Raw genomic sequence first — 17,331 nt, 5'->3', positions numbered from 1 at the left:
GCTCTTCGCGAAATGGACTTCGCGTGAAACTTAATGGGTCAGCGCGCGGGTCATGCGCGCCAGACGCCCACGGGCGGAACCGTCGATCACTTCGCTGCCGGTGTCGATCACCACGCCGCCGAGCAGCGCCGGATCGACCTGGGTCTCCAGCTCGATCTCGCGCTTGAAGCGACGCTTGAGCGAGGCCTTCAGCTGCTCGGCCTGCGCGGCATCCAGCGCAAACGCACTGGTCACCTTGACCAGCAGCTGCGACTCGGACTCGCGCTTGTACTCTTCGTACAGCGCGGCGATCTCCGGCAGCAGCGCCAGGCGGCGATGCTCGGCCAGCTCGGCCAGGAAGTGCGCGAACGGCGCATCGGCAGCCACACCCTGCGGCAGGTGGAGGGCCACCAGCTGCTCGGGCAGCACGCGCGGATCGTTGACGAGGCTGGCCACGCGCGGGTCCTGCGCCACGTCGGCAGCGAACGCCAGCGCCTGCGACCATGCGCCAAGCGAGCCGGCCTCATGGGCCAGCTCGAAGGCTGCACGTGCATACGGGCGGGCGAGGGTGATTGCCTGCGCCATGGCTTAGATCTCGGCCACGAGCTGGTCGAGCATGGCCTTGTGGGCCGACGCATCGATCTCGCGCTGCACGATCTTCTCCGCACCCTGGACGGCCAGGCGGCCGACCCAGCCACGCAGTTCCTCGCGGGCACGCTGCTGCATGCTCACGATTTCCTCGGCGGCATTGGCCTTCAGGCGGTTCGCCTCAGCGGTGGCTTCGGCACGGGCCTTGTCCACGATCTGGTTGGCCTGGCCCTGGGCGCGCTCGATGATCTCGGCCGCCTGCTGGCGGGCCTGCTTGATCTCAGCGGCGACCTTGGCGTCGGCGTCCTTCAGCTCGGCGCGCGCCTTTTCGGCGGCGGCCAGGCCATCGGCAACCTTCTTCTGGCGCTCTTCAATCGCGTGATTGAGCTGCGGCCAAATGAACTTGGTGGTGAACCAGACCAGGATGGCGAAAGAGACCATCTGGCCCAGGAAAGTCAGATTGATATCCATGAGCTTTCCGATTAACTCCGGTAACGCGTTAAACCGCCGATCGCCGCAGCGCTACTGCACTGCGGCGACGCTTGCCGAGCCGAATTAGTGGCCGACGGCGTTCTGGATAGCCGAGAGCAGCGGGTTCGAGAAGGCGAACAGCAGCGCCACGGCCAGGCCGATGATGAACGCGGCGTCGATCAGGCCGGCGAGCAGGAACATGCGACCCTGCAGCAGCGGAACCAGCTCCGGCTGACGGGCGGCGGACTCGAGGAACTTGGAACCCATGATGGCGATGCCCAAGCAAGCGCCGAGAGCGCCGAGGCCAATGATGATGCCGATGGCGATGGCGGTCAGGCCCTGCACATGGGTAAGAAGTTCGGCGACGTTCATGGAATTCTCCTGTGGATCTTTCTAAAGAGTGATAAAGGCAAAGCGGTTTAAAGCGGAACCGGATGAAACAAAAACCTCAGTGATGCTCACGCGCCGTGGCGATGTACACGATGGTCAGCATCATGAAGATGAATGCCTGCAGCAGGATGATCAGGATGTGGAAGATCGCCCATGCGGTGTTGAACAGCACACCCGGCAGGAAGCTGATCCAGCCCGCGAAGAGACCCGCGATCAGCATGAACACCAGCTCGCCACCGTACATGTTGCCGAACAGTCGCATGGCGAGCGACACCGGCTTAGACAGGTATTCCACGACGTTGAGCAAGAAATTGAACGGCACGAGGATCGCCACCACGACCGGGTTGTGGGCGTGGAACGGGGCGGTCATCAGCTCCTTGCCGAAGCCCAGCGCACCCTTGGCCTTCATGCCGTGCGCCAGCACGATGAAGAACACGGCCAGGGCCAGGCCCACGGTGGTGTTGATGTCGGCGGTCGGCACCCAGCGGAAGAAGGTGTGATGGGCCACCTCGGCACCGGCGGCGGTTTTCACCGTCCAGCTCGGGGCGTCCAGCGGCAGCAGGTCCATCGCATTGAGGAAGGTCACCCACATGAAGATCGACAGCGCCAGCGGGGTCACCGTGCGGCGGTCGCCGTGGAAGGTGTCCTTCACCTGGGTATCGACGAACTCAACGATGAGCTCGACGAAGGCCTGGCCCTTGGACGGCACGCCCGAGGTGGCCTTGCGGGCCTTGAGCCAGAACCACAGGCAGAACACCGCGCCCAGCAGGAAGGCCACCAGGATCGAGTCCAGGTGGATCTTCATAAAGGCACCATCACCCAGGCTCACCGTGTTGTGGTGAAGGTGATGCTGGATGTATTCGGTTAGTCCGCCCTGCGGCTCGCTTGCCATGTGTTAGCCCTTGAATCTGAACGCCAGCAGATTTATTGCGTAAGCAGCCACCAGCCCCGTGATGGCGGCTAGTGGCGGTAATTTCCATTGACCCAGGATCGCGACGAGCCCTCCGCCGATCACGATCCACTTCAAGACCACGCCTGACATCACGCGCCACATGGTCATGCCGCCACCACTCAATCCGGCGAAGGTACGCCACGCCAGCAGCGCGGTACCCAGCGCCACCAGGGTGGCGCCCGCAGCGGCCGCCAGTGCAGCGCGGCGCCCCTGCGTCAGGAAGGTGAGGCCTACGACCGCCGCCACGGCTAGCTGCAGCAAGATAATGCGCAGCGCCAGACGACGACCGGAAGCAAGACTGTTGATCACGTGACGTTCCCGTGCGGTTTCGCTCTAGGCGGCACCGAACCAGCTACGGGCCACGGTCCAATCCCAAAAAGTATATCAGTGCGGGACTTACAGCGACAAGCCGCGCCTTCTGCGACATCTTGTCCAGCACCGAATCGTTCACAAATTGCCCACATGAACTTTCGCGCATAGAAAAAGGGCCGGACATCCGTCCGGCCCTTTGACGCAACTGGGGGGAAGAAGCGCTGCGTCGGTAAAGCAGTCTTACTTGGCGGCTGCAGCAGCCTTCTTGACGGCGGCTACCGGGGCAGACACGGCGTCATTGGCGGCCTGCTGCTGCTCCTGCACGAGGGCGCTGATCGATTCGGCGGTCTTCTGCGTAACCGCGATGATCTCCTGGGTCACCGCCACGGCGCGCTCGGCGTTCTCGCGGCCGGCACTGGCAGCCTTTTCCCACAGCGCGCGCAGGCCATCGATATCACGGGTTTCCAGCGCATCGCTGATGAACTCGGCAGCAGCTTCGGACTGTTTTTCCAGCGCCCGGATCTGCAGCTCAGCGACCTTTTCCAGACCCTTGAGCGCCACCGACTGAGCCTTGAAGGCGCTGTCAGCAAGCTGCTTGGCGTAGGCAAAAACCTGGGTGTTCAGTTGCTGCGTCATGACTTGGTCCCTCGAAGGGAGTGGGGGGTAGTGGCACGCACCCTACCAAGTCGTTTTGTGCAATGCAATATATTTTTCCTGAATCGGTCGTCGTGTAACAAAAAATTCAAGATTTACGCTGAATTACGACAAGCACGAGAAATTTTGCGACGCATCAAAAACTGTCGCGGCTGCAACTGGCGCCGGAGGTGCAGGTCTCGTGGACTACCACCTTGTCCAGGCCCGGCAGGCTGGGCTGCAGGCGCGTGAAGATCCAGCGCGCCAGCATTTCGCTGGTCGGGTTTTCCAGACCCTCGATGTCGTTGAGGTAATGATGGTCGAGCTGATCGAACAACGGCGCAAACGCCGCCTTCACGTCGGCGAAGTCCATCACCCAGCCCAACTGCGGGTCGGGCTCGCCGGCAACATGGATCTCGATGCGGAAAGAGTGGCCGTGCAGGCGCGCGCACTTGTGCCCCGGCGGCACGTTGGGCAGGCGATGGGCCGCTTCGATATGGAAGACTTTGAAGATATGCATGCCGGCATTGTACCGCCCACACGCCGCCCGACCGCAGGCGCACAGGGGACGGCGCAAGAGATAACGCCAGATCGACGGTGGATTGACGGCCAGTGGCGCCTAATACGCCACTCGGGGGCGTAAGGCGGCACGTTGGGAGTGTTCACGCCATCGACTTCATCCATCCACGGCGCGACCACTGTTGCGTGCAACTGGATGCCTCCGGGTGAGTGACGTCCATCCGAAGCCTTTGACCGGGGGCCTTGGCCATGTGCCCGCGCCTGGTGTTTGCCGCCTTGCTCGCATTGGCGGCCACAACGGTGTCAGGAACAACACTCGCCGGCGACAGCGGCACGGGCGGTGCTGCGCCACCGGCCGCCGATGCACAGGCGATGGCCACGGCCGACTGGCGTTCGCCGGGCATTTTCGCGGGGGCGCTTGCCGGCACGGCCTCCCACGCCGCCGAGGTGGCGCCAGTGCCACTGACCATGCTGAGCTCGCCGACGGTGTGGCAGTCGTGGGGCGACCCGCAGGCCCGCTGGAGCTTCGCCTCGCTGGTCATCGGTCCAGCACTGCCCAGCGCCTACGGCAGCGGCACGCCTGCGACCGCCGCATCGGGCAGCGGCGCCCAGGCCAATGCGCCGCACTATGTGATTGGAGTGATGCCGCTGGCCGCCAGCTATCGGATCAACCAATCCAATCGCATCACCGTCGCCTATGGCATGCCGGCGACCAATACGGCTTCGGGCAACTGGCGGCCCAACAACACCGACCCGAGCTTCTGGACTTTCACTCCCAAGGTAGCCTTTGCACAGGAAGTGCCTTCGGCCGACCAGCAATCCGCCACGGTGTTCGGCGTGAACGTGTTTTCCACGCGATCCAGCCAGATGTACGAGAACACCGCCGTGGGCCGTGTCGAAGCCATGGTGATGCACCAGAACGCGAATGGCTGGGGTTTCGGTGGCGTGGCTGCCGCGATCGAGCAGTTCAGCGAAGACCCGGGCACCCCATCGAACAAGCCACCCAGCCTGAACGGCAATGACGGCATGGGCCTGGGCGTCGGTCCGCAGGTGACCTGGGACACGCGCTGGCTCGGCGGCAACGTGCAGCTGCGATATCGCTGGATCTACGAGCTGCACGGCCCCGGCGGACATACCATCCAGCCCATGCTGCTGTCGGCTACCGTGCACCTGTAGCCGCGCGGCTCAATCCCAGGACAGCTCATACCAGGCTGACAGGCTCTCTCCCGGCGCGAGCCGGGTCCCGAGCCCAAGGTTGCAGGCATCCGGTGGACCGGTCTGCGGCTCCACGCAGGTGGCGTGTCCGGGCTGGTCGTAGACCACCCAGTGATCGCAGTCGGAGCGCAACTGCAGGCGTTGGCCCGCGCGCTCCAGCACGATCGGCTGCGCGTGGATGAAGCAGTCGTCCCACGGGCTCGGCGGCGGAACGGCCAGCGGAAGCGTGGCCATGCCCTCGTCGTCGCGCGGGTAACAGGCACTCGGCGCGAACAGCATGCGATCCGGCTTGAGGAACCATGGATGCCAGCCCAGCGTGGCCGGCATGGCCTGTTGCCCGGCGGTCACCGACAGTTCCATGCGCAGGCAGGCGTCGACTACCGCCAGACGCTGGCGAACAACACCACCGAATGGCCAGCGCGTGTCTTCGGGCAGCGCCAGCGACAACACGGCGTGCGTAGCCGAATACTCCTCGACCCACCACGGCAACGCGAACGCCACGCCGTGGATGGCATGCGCACCGAGGTTCACCGGCAGCTGCCAGGCTGCGCCCTCGAAATGGAAGCGACCATGCCGGATCCGCCCAGCCCAGGGCGCCATCGGATAGCTGCCCCAGGAAATCATGGCCGCACTGTGCTCGTGGCCAACCAGCCACGGCTGTCCACGGTAGTGGATCTGCGCCACGCGCCCACCGGCGGCAGGCGCGATGTCCACCGACAATTCGCCGTGGCCGATACGCAGCAGCGGGCCGGGCTCGATCGGCGCCGTGGCGGCATCTGCCGTCGTCACCGGATCACCCGCCATACGGCTGCAGGCATGCGATGCGGCCCTGCGCATCCACTTGCAACTCAGCCATCTTGATCGAGCGCAGGTGCGTCACGCCGCCGGACAGGATGGAGTCGTGATAGAACAGATACCAGCGATCGCCCCAGGCGCAGATCGAGTGGTGCGTGGTCCAACCCACCACCTCGGTGAGGATGCGGCCCTGGTAGGTGAACGGCCCGTAGGGGTTGTCGCTGGTGGCGTAGCACAGGAAGTGCGTGTTGCCGGTCGAGTACGACAGGTAATAGCGCCCCTGGTGCCGGTGCATCCACGGCCCTTCGAAATAGCGGCGATCGTGGTCGCCCGCCTTCAGCGGCTGGCCGTGCTCATCGAGGATGAGGATCTCGCGCGGTGCCTCGGCGAAGCCCTTCATGTCGTCGGACAGCCGCGCGATGCGCGGGCCCAGCGCGGGCTCGTCCGCAGCCGGCTCCTCGTTCGCCGCGTCGTAGGTGTTGTCGCGGTACTTCTGCAGCTGGCCGCCCCAGAGGCCACCGAACACCATGTAGTAGGCGCCGTTGTCCTCGAGCACGGCCGGATCGATCGAATAGCTGCCCTCGATGGCCTCGGGCTCGGGCGTGAACGGGCCCTCGGGCTGGTCGGACACCGCCACGCCGATCTGGAACCGGCCGTTGCTGCGCTTGGCGGGAAAGTACAGGTAATACTTGCCGCCCCTTTGCGCGGCGTCGGGCGCCCACATCTGGCGCTCGGCCCAGGGCACATCCTTCACGTGCAGGGCCACCCCGCAGTCGACCACCTCGGCATCCGGCGCATCCATGCGAAAGACGTGATAGTCCTCCATGCAGAAATGATCGCCGTTGTCGTTGAACGGCACGCCACCCTCGATGTCGTGCGAGGGGTAGATGTAGATCTTGCCGTTGAACACATGCGCCGAAGGGTCGGCCGTGTAGATGTGCGTGACCAGCGGCGGCGAGATGGCCTTGGCCGCGAGTGCGGCCAGCTCGTTGTCGGAATACGCGTCGGACATGGGATACCTGTTGAACGGGGCGCGACGTTCAGGTCGCCGTGCTGGCCAGGAGGCGCCGCTCGCCGAGCTCGCGCTCGATGCGAAGCTCCATGGGCTTGTTGATCTTGTAGAGGAACAGCAGCAGCACCGCCACCAGGAAGGGCACCGAACACAGCACGCTCACCGTGAGGCGAATGCCGTTGACCACTTCCGGCGACTCGGAGGCCGCTTCGGCGACATAGCCGTAGTGGGCCAGGATGCCCGCCACCAGCGCACCGCCCACGCTCAGGCCGACCTTGAGGCCGCACAGCATGGCCGAGAAGATGATGGCGGTGGCGCGGCGGCGGTTTTTCCATTCCGAATAGTCGGCCACGTCGGCGATCATCGCCCACAGCAGCGGAATGGTGATGCCGTAGAAGAAGCCGTGCAGGATGTACGAGCCCACCACCAGCCCGATCGCATTCGGCGGGTAGGCGTAGAACGCCAGCAGGAACAGCGTCGACACGAACAGCGCGGCGCCGAATACGTCGCGCTTGCCGAAGCGGTCGGCCAGCCGCTTGGAAAAGCTGATGCCGACGATCATGAAGATGATGCCCAGCGCGTTGAACAGGCTGAAGGCCGAGGGCGGCGCATCCTTGGGCCAGCGGAATTCCGTCATGCCCATGCTGGACAGCAGGTGGGTGAGCCCGCCGATCAGGCCATTGAAGCCCACCCGCTCGAGGAAGCCGGCCAGATCCGCCTCGTTGAGGTAGTACTTGAAGTAGTAGATGTACATGCCGCCCTTCAACGCGAGGTTGATGAACAGCAGCACGGTGATCAGCAACATGATCTGCCAAGGGCGGTTGCGCAGCAGATCGGCGAGGTCGTCACGCACGCTGGAGGCCTGATCCTGCACTGGCACGATACGCTCGCGCGTGGTGAAGAAGGTAACCAGGAAGAACAGCGTGCCCACGATGGCGAACACCGTCATGGTGTTGTGGAAGCCGCGTGCCTTGTCGCCATCACCCAGGATCAGCACCAGCGGCAGCAGCAGCACCTGGATGATGAACTGCGCCACCATCACCGCCACGAAGCGGTATGAAGAAAGACTGTTGCGCTGGGCCATGCTGCCGGTGAGCACGCCACTGAGCGCCGAGTACGGCAGGTTGTTGGCCACGTATACCGCCACCAGCAGCGTATAGGTAGCCATGGCGTAGGTGACCTTTCCCTGCTCGCCGAGTGCCGGCGTACTGAAGGCCAGCAGCGACAGCGCGCCGAACGGGATGGCCGTCCACAGCACCCATGGCCGGAACTTGCCCCAGCGCGTACGGGTGCGATCGGCCACCAGGCCCATGATGGGCGTGAATACGAACGCGCCCAGCATGCCGACCACGAAGATGATGGTGGCGGCCGTGCCGGCGGGTATGCGGAACACGTCGGTGTAGAAGAACGCCAGGAACGTCACCAGCGTCTGGAAGATCAGGTTGGCCGCCAGGTCGCCAAGGCTGTAGCCCACCTTCTCCGTGACCGAGAGAACTTCGGAAGTGCTGTTCATGCGCTGGTTCTGTGCCGCCTGTTCGCTGAAAGTCGGGTGAGCCTACATGCTGCGGCCCACCCGGCACGATGCCGGGTGGGCCGCGATGGTTTCATGCGATGGAGCTCCGATCAGAAGCTGCCTCGAATGCCGAGCATGATCGTATAGCCCGGAGTGTAGTAGCTGTACGCGGCGTTCTCGTAGGTGAGCGTCTGGCGGAAGTTCGCGTTGGTCATGTTGATGACGTTCAACGTGAGCATCGGCTTGGACGGCAGGTTGGCGAACTGGTAGCTGGCCGACAGGTCGAGCTGGCCACGCGCGTCCGTCTTGATCTGCGCGAACGGCAGGCCGTTCTGGTTGAGCGTGGAGCTGATCTGCGAGGAGTTCCACACGTAGGACAGGCGCACCGAGGCACCGTAGCCTTCCCAGTAGGTGGTGACGTTGTAGGTGTGCGGCGAGATGCCGATCGCCTGCGCCGGCACGCCGCTGCCGATGTTCTTCTGCGACACCACCGTGTAGTTGGCCTGGAAGCCCAGGCCCTTGTAGATGAAGTCCAGCGGCTGCACCCAGTTCGTCTCGGCGCCCTTGATGAACAACGTGCCGTCGGCGTTGACCTGCTGCTGCACCTGCACCATCGCCGAGCCCGGGCCACCACGCAGGTTGATCGCCTGCTGCTGCGTATCGGTGAGGCTGGAGAACGGAATGCCCATCGAGGAGAACGGCACTAGGTTCACGCCGTTCACGGTAAAGCCGGTAATGCGCTTGCCGAACAGGTCCAGCGCCACGTAGCCCTCGTTGCCGGTGTACCACTCGCCACCGAAGTCGAGGTTGGTGGACAGGTACGGCTTGAGCTTCGGATTGCCCTCGGTGGCGATTTCCGCCGCAGGGTCGCTGAAGTTGGTGTTGGGCACCATCGCGCTCGGGTCGGGGCGCGTCATCGAGCGCGAAGCCGCCAGGCGCAGCACGACGTCGTCGGTGGCGTTGTAGGCCAGATTCAACGACGGCAGGTAATAGCCGTAGTTGTGGCCGAGCGTGATGGTCTGCAGCTGACCGCCGATGGAGGACGGACCGGAAATGGTCTGGTCGGTGGAGGCATGGCGGATACCGCCATTGATGCGCAGGTCATGGCCCCACAGGTCGAACTTGCCGTTGCCTTCCAGGTACCAGGCCCAGGTGCGTTCCTGGATGGTGCCCGCGTTGGCGCCGCTGGCGGCCGCGGTGGTCAGCGGCGCGGTGGCGTTGAGGTAGTCGTAGTTGGTGGCATTCATCAACGCCTGGCTGTTCACCGAGACGAAGCCGTACGGGCCCGGGCTGAGGTACTGCGTCCAGTTCGAGCCCACCGTGGACTGCACCGCCGCCGCCCATGCCGCGCTGTTGTCATACGCCTTGATCTGGCGCGTGATGTCGTCGTACGCGATGCCGGCGCGCAGGTTGTTGTAGTCGTCACCCCACTGGAAGTCCTCGTGCGTGCCCTTGTTGTCGGTGACGCGCGCTTCGTTGTGGATGTTGACGCGGTAATAGGTCCACGCCTGGTTCGGGTCGTTGAGATTGATGCCCGGGGTGATCGTCGGGTAGCTGCCACCGGTGTTGTTGTAGTTCACCGTGGTGGTGGGCGAGCTCACGTCGATCGACGGCGCGTACTGGCGGTACCAGCTGCGCTGCACGTAGCCCTGGAAATCCAGCTTCATGTTCTCGTCGGAACCGAACAGGAACTCGCCACCCGGATTGATGTTGAAGAAACGGGTGTGCTGGTCGTACGGGCGATCTTCGAGGAAGTACTGCGCGTTGGCGAAGGTCGCCTGGGTGACCACGTTGTTCTGGTCGACCTGCATGTTCAGCGGGATCATCTGGCCGCTGCGGCCCACCAGGTCCATGTCGGCGCGGTCGAAGTGGCGCTCCTTCTGCGAGAACAGGGTGTCCAGGTAGAAGTGCGCCCAGTCGGCCGGACGCCACTCCAGCGACATCATGCCGGACTGGTGGTCGTTGGTGCCCTCGGTGTACGCCTGGCGGGCCAGGCGCGGGATCAGCGCATTGGCCAGCTGCTCGGTGGTGAGGCCGGGGTTGTGCGCCAGCAGCCAGGCATTGTTGATGGTCTGGCCCGGCGTGAGGCCATTGCCGGCGTTGGCCGGCACGGTGCCCGGGATCACCCAGCTGCCACCGGCGGGACTGCAGCCTGCCGTGCCACCGCACTGCGAGGCGTTGAGCTGCGGCGTGGTCCAGCCCACGGTCTCGAAGCCGCGCATGTCGTAGTCGTTGCGCGAGGCCTGCAGGCCGACCAGGGCGCCGAAGGTGTTGGAATCGTTGGTCCAGCTGGCGAGCAGCGCGCCGCGCGGCTTCACGGCGCTGCCGATGGAGTTGTAACTGCCCTGGGCCGAATAGGTGACATGGGGGCCCGGATTGTCGAACGGACGCGTGGTGCGCATGTCCACCACGCCGGCGATGCCGCCTGCGGTCATGCTGGCTTCGGGCGTCTTGTTCACCGTGAGCTGGGTGAAGAATTCGGTCGGCAGCAGGTCCAGGTCCACTTCGCGGTTCTGGTTCTGCGAGTTGAGGCCGCCAGCCGAGGCGACCGCAAGCTGGTTGCCGTTGAGCAGGATCTTGGTGAAGTCCGTGCCGAGGCCGCGGATCTGCACGTTCACGCCTTCACCGTCCACGTCACGGGTCAGCTGCACGCCGGGCACGCGGTTCAGCGATTCGGCGATGTTGGTGTCCGGGAACTTGCCGATGTCCTCGGCGTATACCGAGTCGGTGACGTTGGTGGCGTCGCGCTTGGCATCGGTGGAGAACTGGATACTGCTGCGATAGCTGCCGCTGACGTTGACCGCATTGAGCGTCTTGGTGTCGGCGGACGACTGGGCCTTGCCGTCGGTGGCGGCCTGGCCGTTGGCTGGAGCGGCTTTGCTGTTGCCCTGCGCATTGGCCTGGCCCTGCGTGGAGGACGGCGTCGAGGCCGGTGCCGCGGCATCCTGCGCCTGGGCAGCCCCCACGGCTCCGAGCAGGGCGAGACTCAAGGCATGCGACAACACGGTTTTTGCGATACGAACTTGCACCATACTCCCCTCTCGATTCTGGCGGCGGAATCGTCCCCAGAGCGCCATTGCGGTACTCCCGACTCCATCTGTCTCTACGAACAGCTGACTCAGTGGCCGCACTGCTGCGGCCTCTAGAAAAGGTAGCGCTAACAATATCGACTGGCACGCTGCACGGCAGCATCCCTGAAACGCGACGTGCAAATGGCTAAACGACAAGCCAAATTCGGCATCCGGCGAGAGATTGGCGACGTGGTGCAAGTGCAAATGACTTTGCCTGTTTTGCGTGCCAATAATGGTAGCGCTATCACTTTTGATAGCGATGCAGCGAGGGGACGGCATGGCGGGAGCCGAATACACACGGGCCTGGGCATCGGGGTCGCCCACGCCGTGCGAGTGCGTACCAGACGGCGCCGAATGTTGCGATGCGGCGAGCGAGGACCGCGACAAGCTTGCGATCGAGCGGGCCCCGTCCGCAGGAATAGGACGTTTTCGCTGGCGCGTGTGCGCCATGCTGCTGGCCGCGACCACCATCAGCTATATCGATCGCCAGGTACTGGGCGTGCTCGCGCCGTTCCTGCAGGAAAAGATCGGCTGGACCGAAGTGCAGTACAGCAGCATCGTCACCGCGTTCCAGGCGGCCTATGCGCTGGGCCTGCTGTGCGCCGGCGCGGTGATCGACCGCTTCGGCACGCGCATCGGTTACGCGCTGGCCATCGGCATCTGGAGCCTCGCGGCGATGGGCCACGCGCTGGCCAGCGGCGTGGTGAGCTTCGCCGCCGCGCGCTTCGCACTGGGCCTGGGCGAGTCGGGCAATTTCCCGGCGGCGATCAAGGCCGTGGCCGAGTGGTTTCCGCAGCGCGAGCGCGCACTGGCCGCAGGCATCTTCAACTCCGGCTCCAACATCGGCGCGATCGTGGCGCCGCTGATGGTGCCCGTGATCGCCTCGCGTTGGGGCTGGCAGGCCGCATTCCTTTTTACCGGCGTGCTCAGCGCCACCTGGTTGACCGCGTGGTTGATCACCTATCGCACGCCGGACCGGCAACCGCGGCTTTCGGCGGCCGAGCGCGCCTACATCGGCAGCGAAACGACCCCGGCGACGATGCGCATCTCGTGGTTGACCCTGCTGCGCCACCGGCAGACCTGGGCGTTCGCCGCGGCGAAATTCATGACCGATCCGATCTGGTGGTTCTTCCTGTTCTGGCTGCCCAAGTTCCTGCACGCGCAATACGGGCTCAGCCTGCTGGAACTGGGGCCGCCGTTGATCACCATCTTCCTGATGGCCGACGTGGGCAGCATTGCCGGTGGCTGGCTGGCCGGCCGGCTGATCCGCCGTGGCTGGAGCGTCAACCGCGCGCGCAAGGGCGCCATGCTCGCTTGCGCGTTGTTGATCCTGCCGGTGATGTTCGCCGCGCGCGCGAGCCACCTGTGGCTCGCGGTGGCGCTGGTGGGGCTGGCCACCGCCGGCCACCAGGGCTGGTCGGCCAATGTGTATACGCTCACCTCGGACATGTTCCCGCGCCACGCCGTGGCCTCAGTGGTCGGCATGGGTGGCTTCGCGGGCGCGGTGGGCGGCATGCTGATCTCCACCGTGATCGGACTGCTGCTGCAGGCCACCGGCAGCTACGTGCCCGTATTCATGATGGCCGGTGGCGCCTACCTGCTGGCCCTGCTGGTGGTGCAATGGCTGGCGCCCCGGCTCGAACCCGTTGTGATGGACTCCACCGATCGCCCGGAGGCGACTGCATGAAGAACACGTTGGTCAGGAGCACGCTCGTCGCGGGACTGCTGCTTGCGCTCGCCGCGGTCCTCCCTGCGGCACACGGCGCGCCGCTCGCCGCGGGACAGTCCAAGTTCCTTGGCAGCACCTACAGCGCCAGCCAGTCGGAAGGTTTCGCCAACTACTGGAACAAGGTCACGCCCGAGAACGCCGGCAAATGGGCCAGCGTGGAGCCTGTGCGCGGACAGATGGACTGGAGCGGGCTCGACCGCGCCTACCAGTTCGCCAAGAGCCACGACATGCTGTTCCACATGCATGTGCTGGTGTGGGGGGAGCAGCAGCCCGAATGGGTACGCCACCTCCCGCCTGCCGAACAGCGCAAGGCGATCGAGCACTGGTTCAGCGCCGTGGCCCAGCGCTACCCTGACCTGGATTTCGTCGAGGTGGTGAACGAACCTCTGCACCATCCGCCCTCCGGCAACAAGAAGGACGGCGGCCACTACATGGCGGCACTCGGCGGCAAGGGCAGCACCGGCTGGGACTGGATCATCAGCGCGTTCCGCCTGGCCCGGCAGAACTTCCCGCATGCGCGACTGCTGATCAACGACTACAGCATCACGCGCAGCGACCGCGACACGCTGCGCTACCGCCGCATCGTGGAACTGCTGCAGCGCGAACACCTGATCGACGGCATCGGCCTGCAGGAACATGCCTTCGAGACCGCGCCCGGCGTGCCGATGTCGGTGCACCAGGCCAACCTGGATCGACTCGCCGCCACCGGCCTGCCGATCTACATCACCGAACTGGACATCGACGGCCCGAGCGACGCCGTGCAGCTGGCCGGCTACCAGCGCATCTTTCCGGTGTTCTGGCAGCACCCGGACGTCAAGGGCATCACGTTGTGGGGCTTCCGCCCCGGCCTGTGGCGCGACAAGCAGGGCGCCTACCTGGTGCGCGCCGACGGCAGCGAGCGCCCAGCGCTGAGCTGGCTACGCGACTACGTTGCCGGCCGGCTGGCCACGCCCACCGCCACGCAACACGCGCCGTCCTCCGGCTCCGTCGTCCCGGCCACACCCTGATCGACTTCACCCACGAGACACCCGATGAACACCGCACCCCGCCCGCTCGCCCTGCATGAGGACCGGCTGTTTTCCTCCGACCCGGTGCAGCGCGCCATTGCACGCCGCCTGTTCGCGCAGGTGGAAGAATTGCCGATCGTCAGCCCGCACGGGCATACCGATCCGTCGTGGTTCGCCGACAACGCGTCCTTCGTCAACGCCACCGAGCTTCTGCTCGTGCCGGACCACTACGTATTCCGCATGCTCTACAGCCAGGGCGTGTCGCTGGATGCGCTGGGCATTCCGCGCGCCGACGGCTCGCGTGCCGCGGTGGATCCGCGCGAGGCGTGGCGGGTGTTCGCCAGTCGCTTCCACCTGTTCCGCGGCACGCCTTCGTCGATGTGGCTGAACCACGTGTTCCACGATGTGTTCGGGTTGCGCGCGCGCCTGGGCGCGGATACCTCCGACCTTTACTTCGACCACATCACCGAGGCCCTGCAGACAGCGAACTTCCGTCCGCGTGCATTGTTCGAGCGCTTCAATATCGAGCTGATCGCCACCACCGAATCGCCGCTCGATCCACTGCAGCACCATGCAGCGATCCGCGAAAGCGGCTGGAAGGGTCGCGTGGTCACCGCCTACCGGCCGGATCCTGTGGTCGATCCCGAGCACGAGCAGTTCCCCGATGCCTTGCGACGTTTCGGCGAGATCACTGGTGAGGACGTCTACCGCTGGGACGGCTACCTGCGCGCACATCGCCAGCGTCGCGCGTATTTCGCCGCGGCGGGCGCCACCTCCACCGACCACGGCCACGCCAGCGCGGCGACCGCCGATCTTTCGCGCGCCGAGGCCGAACGCCTGTTCGACACGGTGGTGCGCGGCAAGGCCAGCGCGGCGGAGGCGGAACTGTTCCGCGCGCAGGTGCTGACCGAGATGGCGGCGATGAGCCTGGACGACGGCCTGGTGATGCAGCTCCATCCGGGCTGCTTCCGCAACCACAACCGCCAGCTGTTCGAGCACTACGGCCGCGACAAGGGTGCCGACATTCCGCTGCGCACCGAGTACGTCAACGCGCTCAAGCCGCTGCTGGACCGCTTCGGCAACGAGCCGCGCTTCCAGCTGATCCTGTTCACGCTGGACGAGAGCACCTACAGCCGCGAACTGGCGCCGCTGGCGGGCCACTACCCGTCGCTGTTCCTCGGCCCGGCCTGGTGGTTCCACGACGCGCCCGAGGGGATGTGGCGCTTCCGCGAGCAGACCCTGGCCAGCGGCGGTTTCTACAACACCGTAGGCTTCAACGACGACACGCGCGCATTCCTGTCGATTCCCGCACGCCACGACGTGGCGCGCCGCATCGACTGCGCCTTCCTCGCCAAGCTGGTGGCCGAGCACCGCATGGACGAGGACGAAGCGGCGGAGCTCGTGGTGGACCTGGCCTACCGCCTGCCAAAGAAGGCCTATCGCCTGCCCTGAGTCAAGGCGGCGCGTCGCATGCCGGCACGCCGCCTTCGGTCACTGGCGTGCGATGGCATGCACGCGCACGCGATAGATGCGCATGTGCTGCGCATCCATCATCAACTGGCGGCCCTGGTTGCTCTGGTCGCCGTTGAGGCGGCGCCGCACGACCCAGTCGGCGCCCTGGCGCGTGACTTCCTCGATGCTGCTTATGCCCGCTACCTTGGCGTCCGCGTCTGGATCGCGCCTGACGTTGACGGTGAGGCCGCTGCCCACCACGAAGAATTCGTCCGGCGCCGATTGCAGCACCAGCATGGCGCCATCGTCGGTGAGCAGCTTCTTCTCCGGCCAGGAGCGCGACAAGGTCGCCTCGAACAGATAGCCGCCGAGTGCCACCACCTGGGTCGGCCGCGGGCTTGCCGCATGCAGCACCAGTCCACGCGTGCGCGCCTGGGCCTGCGCCGCCGGCAGCAGTTCGCCCAATTGCGCGAGCACGCCGTAGACCTGGGTCATCAACGGCTGGCTGTCGGTGTCATCGCCCATCACAGGCACGCTGTCGATGTCGAACGGGCTGAAACCAAAGCCGCGTGCCTCGCCGTAGGCGTACAGCGCGTTGTACGGCGCCACCTGCAGCTTGGCCTCGGGGATGAACACCGGGTTGCCCAGCGCCTGGTAGCGCTTCACCCACTGCTCGAATTCCGGCCAGTAGATGTCCGGCGAGTAGAAGTCGACATGCGGCGCCGTCGCGCGATAGACCTGCTGGTAATACGGATGCGGTCCTCCGCTGGGATAGTCGCCAGCGCGCTCCAGCGGTGCCGGCAGCTGCCCGTTGAGGTACATGGGCAGCGCGTATTCGGCCTTGCCGGCCTGCGCCACGCGGTCGATGTAGCTGGCGTAGCGCCACGCCATGAACACCTCGTCGGCGGCGTCGCCAAACACGTCCTTCCAGCGGCTGCCCTGCGCGTTGAAGTGCGCGGCCAGTTCCGGCGTCAGGTTGGCGCGCTGTGCCTGCAGCGCCTGCACCAGCACCGGCGGCACCTCGCCCTGGAAGGCGCGATCGGCGTCGGCGGAACGGTCGCGGCGGTCACCCACCAGGCCCACCTCGTTCTCCACCTGCACCATCAGCACGGTCTGCTGCAGATCCTTCTGGCGCACGTGGGCCATCAGCGCGGCAAAGGCGCGACTGTCCAGGCGCAGGGTTTCCTCGCCAAAGGTGGAGAGGATCTCCAATGGTGTGCCGTCGATGGCTCGTGCCCGGGGAAAGCGCGTGGTGTCCGCCTTGATCCATGCCGGCGCGTATTCGGAAAAGCCGTTCTTCCAACTGCCGAACCACAACAGCACCAGATGCATGCGCTGGCTGCGCGCCACGTCGATCCAGTGATCGAGGATGCGGAAGTCGTACCGGCCCTCAACCGGCTCGATCTGCTCCCACGCCACCGGCATCAGCACGGTGTTGATGTGCTGACTTGCCAGCCGTGGCAGGATGGTGTCGGCCTGCGCCGCCGTGCCCGCGGAAGAGTTGCCCAGCTCACCGGCCAGCATCAGGTATGGGTTGCCGTCGACGACCAGCTGGCTGGCGCCGTCCTGCACGCGCACGACCGGCAGCGTGGCGGCTTGTGCGGCGGCGCCAAACAGGGCGCAGGCCAGCAGGGCAAGGGCGCGGGGATAGATGGTCTTCATGGATGCTTCTCGTGCGAGGCCGGCATGGCGC

16 protein-coding genes are annotated in these 17,331 nt (G+C 65.4%); 4 read left to right on the top strand and 12 right to left on the bottom strand.

The window, feature by feature from the left end; translation table 11 throughout:
* Positions 1–30 precede the first annotated feature (30 nt).
* The 7 genes from DVU99_RS11030 to queD all read right to left on the bottom strand — a co-directional run bounded on the left by DVU99_RS11030 (position 31) and on the right by queD (position 3,845).
* Positions 31–564: a F0F1 ATP synthase subunit delta gene (locus tag DVU99_RS11030; protein WP_114240261.1), complete on the bottom strand. Its 534-nt coding sequence runs from the start codon at positions 562–564 to the stop codon at positions 31–33.
* Between the two features lie 3 nt (positions 565–567).
* Positions 568–1,038 carry a F0F1 ATP synthase subunit B gene (locus DVU99_RS11025; protein WP_114240260.1) on the bottom strand — a complete coding sequence of 157 codons (471 nt, stop codon included), beginning with the start codon at positions 1,036–1,038 and terminating at the stop codon, positions 568–570.
* An 84-nt stretch (positions 1,039–1,122) separates the two neighbouring features.
* Positions 1,123–1,410, bottom strand: coding sequence for a F0F1 ATP synthase subunit C (atpE, locus tag DVU99_RS11020; RefSeq protein ID WP_114240259.1), 288 nt, complete (start codon positions 1,408–1,410; stop codon positions 1,123–1,125).
* Between the two features lie 76 nt (positions 1,411–1,486).
* Positions 1,487–2,320 carry a F0F1 ATP synthase subunit A gene (gene atpB, locus DVU99_RS11015; RefSeq protein WP_114240258.1) on the bottom strand — a complete coding sequence of 278 codons (834 nt, stop codon included), beginning with the start codon at positions 2,318–2,320 and terminating at the stop codon, positions 1,487–1,489.
* A gap of 3 nt (positions 2,321–2,323) precedes the next feature.
* Positions 2,324–2,689, bottom strand: a complete 366-nt coding sequence (locus DVU99_RS11010; RefSeq protein WP_114240257.1) for a hypothetical protein — start codon at positions 2,687–2,689, stop codon at positions 2,324–2,326.
* A gap of 243 nt (positions 2,690–2,932) precedes the next feature.
* Positions 2,933–3,328: a phasin family protein gene (locus DVU99_RS11005; RefSeq protein ID WP_114240256.1), complete on the bottom strand. Its 396-nt coding sequence runs from the start codon at positions 3,326–3,328 to the stop codon at positions 2,933–2,935.
* Between the two features lie 154 nt (positions 3,329–3,482).
* Entirely contained in the window at positions 3,483–3,845 is a 363-nt protein-coding gene (gene queD / locus DVU99_RS11000; protein WP_114240255.1) for a 6-carboxytetrahydropterin synthase QueD, read from the bottom strand.
* Between the two features lie 248 nt (positions 3,846–4,093).
* Between queD and DVU99_RS10995 the strand changes: the two genes are divergently transcribed.
* Positions 4,094–5,020 (top strand): hypothetical protein, encoded by a 927-nt coding sequence (locus DVU99_RS10995; RefSeq protein WP_157971409.1) that lies wholly within the window; start codon positions 4,094–4,096, stop codon positions 5,018–5,020.
* Between the two features lie 9 nt (positions 5,021–5,029).
* Here DVU99_RS10995 and DVU99_RS10990 read toward each other — a convergent pair whose 3' ends face one another.
* The 4 genes from DVU99_RS10990 to DVU99_RS10975 form a co-directional block, all read right to left on the bottom strand.
* Positions 5,030–5,848, bottom strand: a complete 819-nt coding sequence (locus DVU99_RS10990; RefSeq protein ID WP_232823560.1) for an aldose 1-epimerase — start codon at positions 5,846–5,848, stop codon at positions 5,030–5,032.
* 4 nt (positions 5,849–5,852) lie between these two features.
* Positions 5,853–6,866, bottom strand: coding sequence for a glycoside hydrolase family 43 protein (locus DVU99_RS10985; RefSeq protein WP_114240252.1), 1,014 nt, complete (start codon positions 6,864–6,866; stop codon positions 5,853–5,855).
* 28 nt (positions 6,867–6,894) lie between these two features.
* Positions 6,895–8,379, bottom strand: coding sequence for an MFS transporter (locus tag DVU99_RS10980; RefSeq protein ID WP_114240251.1), 1,485 nt, complete (start codon positions 8,377–8,379; stop codon positions 6,895–6,897).
* Positions 8,380–8,489: 110 nt separating this feature from the next.
* A complete protein-coding gene (locus tag DVU99_RS10975; RefSeq protein ID WP_114240250.1) occupies positions 8,490–11,411 on the bottom strand; it encodes a TonB-dependent receptor in 2,922 nt (973 codons plus the stop codon).
* A gap of 271 nt (positions 11,412–11,682) precedes the next feature.
* Between DVU99_RS10975 and DVU99_RS10970 the strand changes: the two genes are divergently transcribed.
* Genes DVU99_RS10970 through uxaC form a run of 3 tightly spaced genes read left to right on the top strand, consistent with a single transcriptional unit; the run spans position 11,683 to position 15,638 of the window.
* Positions 11,683–13,137 carry an MFS transporter gene (locus tag DVU99_RS10970; RefSeq protein ID WP_114240249.1) on the top strand — a complete coding sequence of 485 codons (1,455 nt, stop codon included), beginning with the start codon at positions 11,683–11,685 and terminating at the stop codon, positions 13,135–13,137.
* Complete coding sequence (locus tag DVU99_RS10965) at positions 13,134–14,186, top strand: endo-1,4-beta-xylanase (RefSeq protein WP_114240248.1); 1,053 nt, start codon at positions 13,134–13,136, stop codon at positions 14,184–14,186. The genes DVU99_RS10970 and DVU99_RS10965 overlap by 4 nt, the downstream gene beginning before the upstream one ends.
* Before the next feature lie 24 nt (positions 14,187–14,210).
* Entirely contained in the window at positions 14,211–15,638 is a 1,428-nt protein-coding gene (gene uxaC, locus DVU99_RS10960) for a glucuronate isomerase (protein ID WP_114240247.1), read from the top strand.
* Positions 15,639–15,677: 39 nt separating this feature from the next.
* On the opposite strand, the gene DVU99_RS10955 is transcribed toward uxaC, so the two are convergent.
* The gene (locus DVU99_RS10955) at positions 15,678–17,300 is read right to left on the bottom strand and encodes a DUF5597 domain-containing protein (RefSeq protein WP_198670273.1); all 1,623 of its coding nucleotides are present in this window, start codon (positions 17,298–17,300) and stop codon (positions 15,678–15,680) included.
* Positions 17,301–17,331: the final 31 nt, after the last annotated feature.

This window comes from Dyella sp. C9 (genome assembly GCF_003332825.1).
In the GTDB taxonomy this organism is placed as follows: domain Bacteria; phylum Pseudomonadota; class Gammaproteobacteria; order Xanthomonadales; family Rhodanobacteraceae; genus Dyella.
Note: the sequence above shows the minus strand (reverse complement) of the source record. Positions and strands in the feature narration are given on the sequence as shown.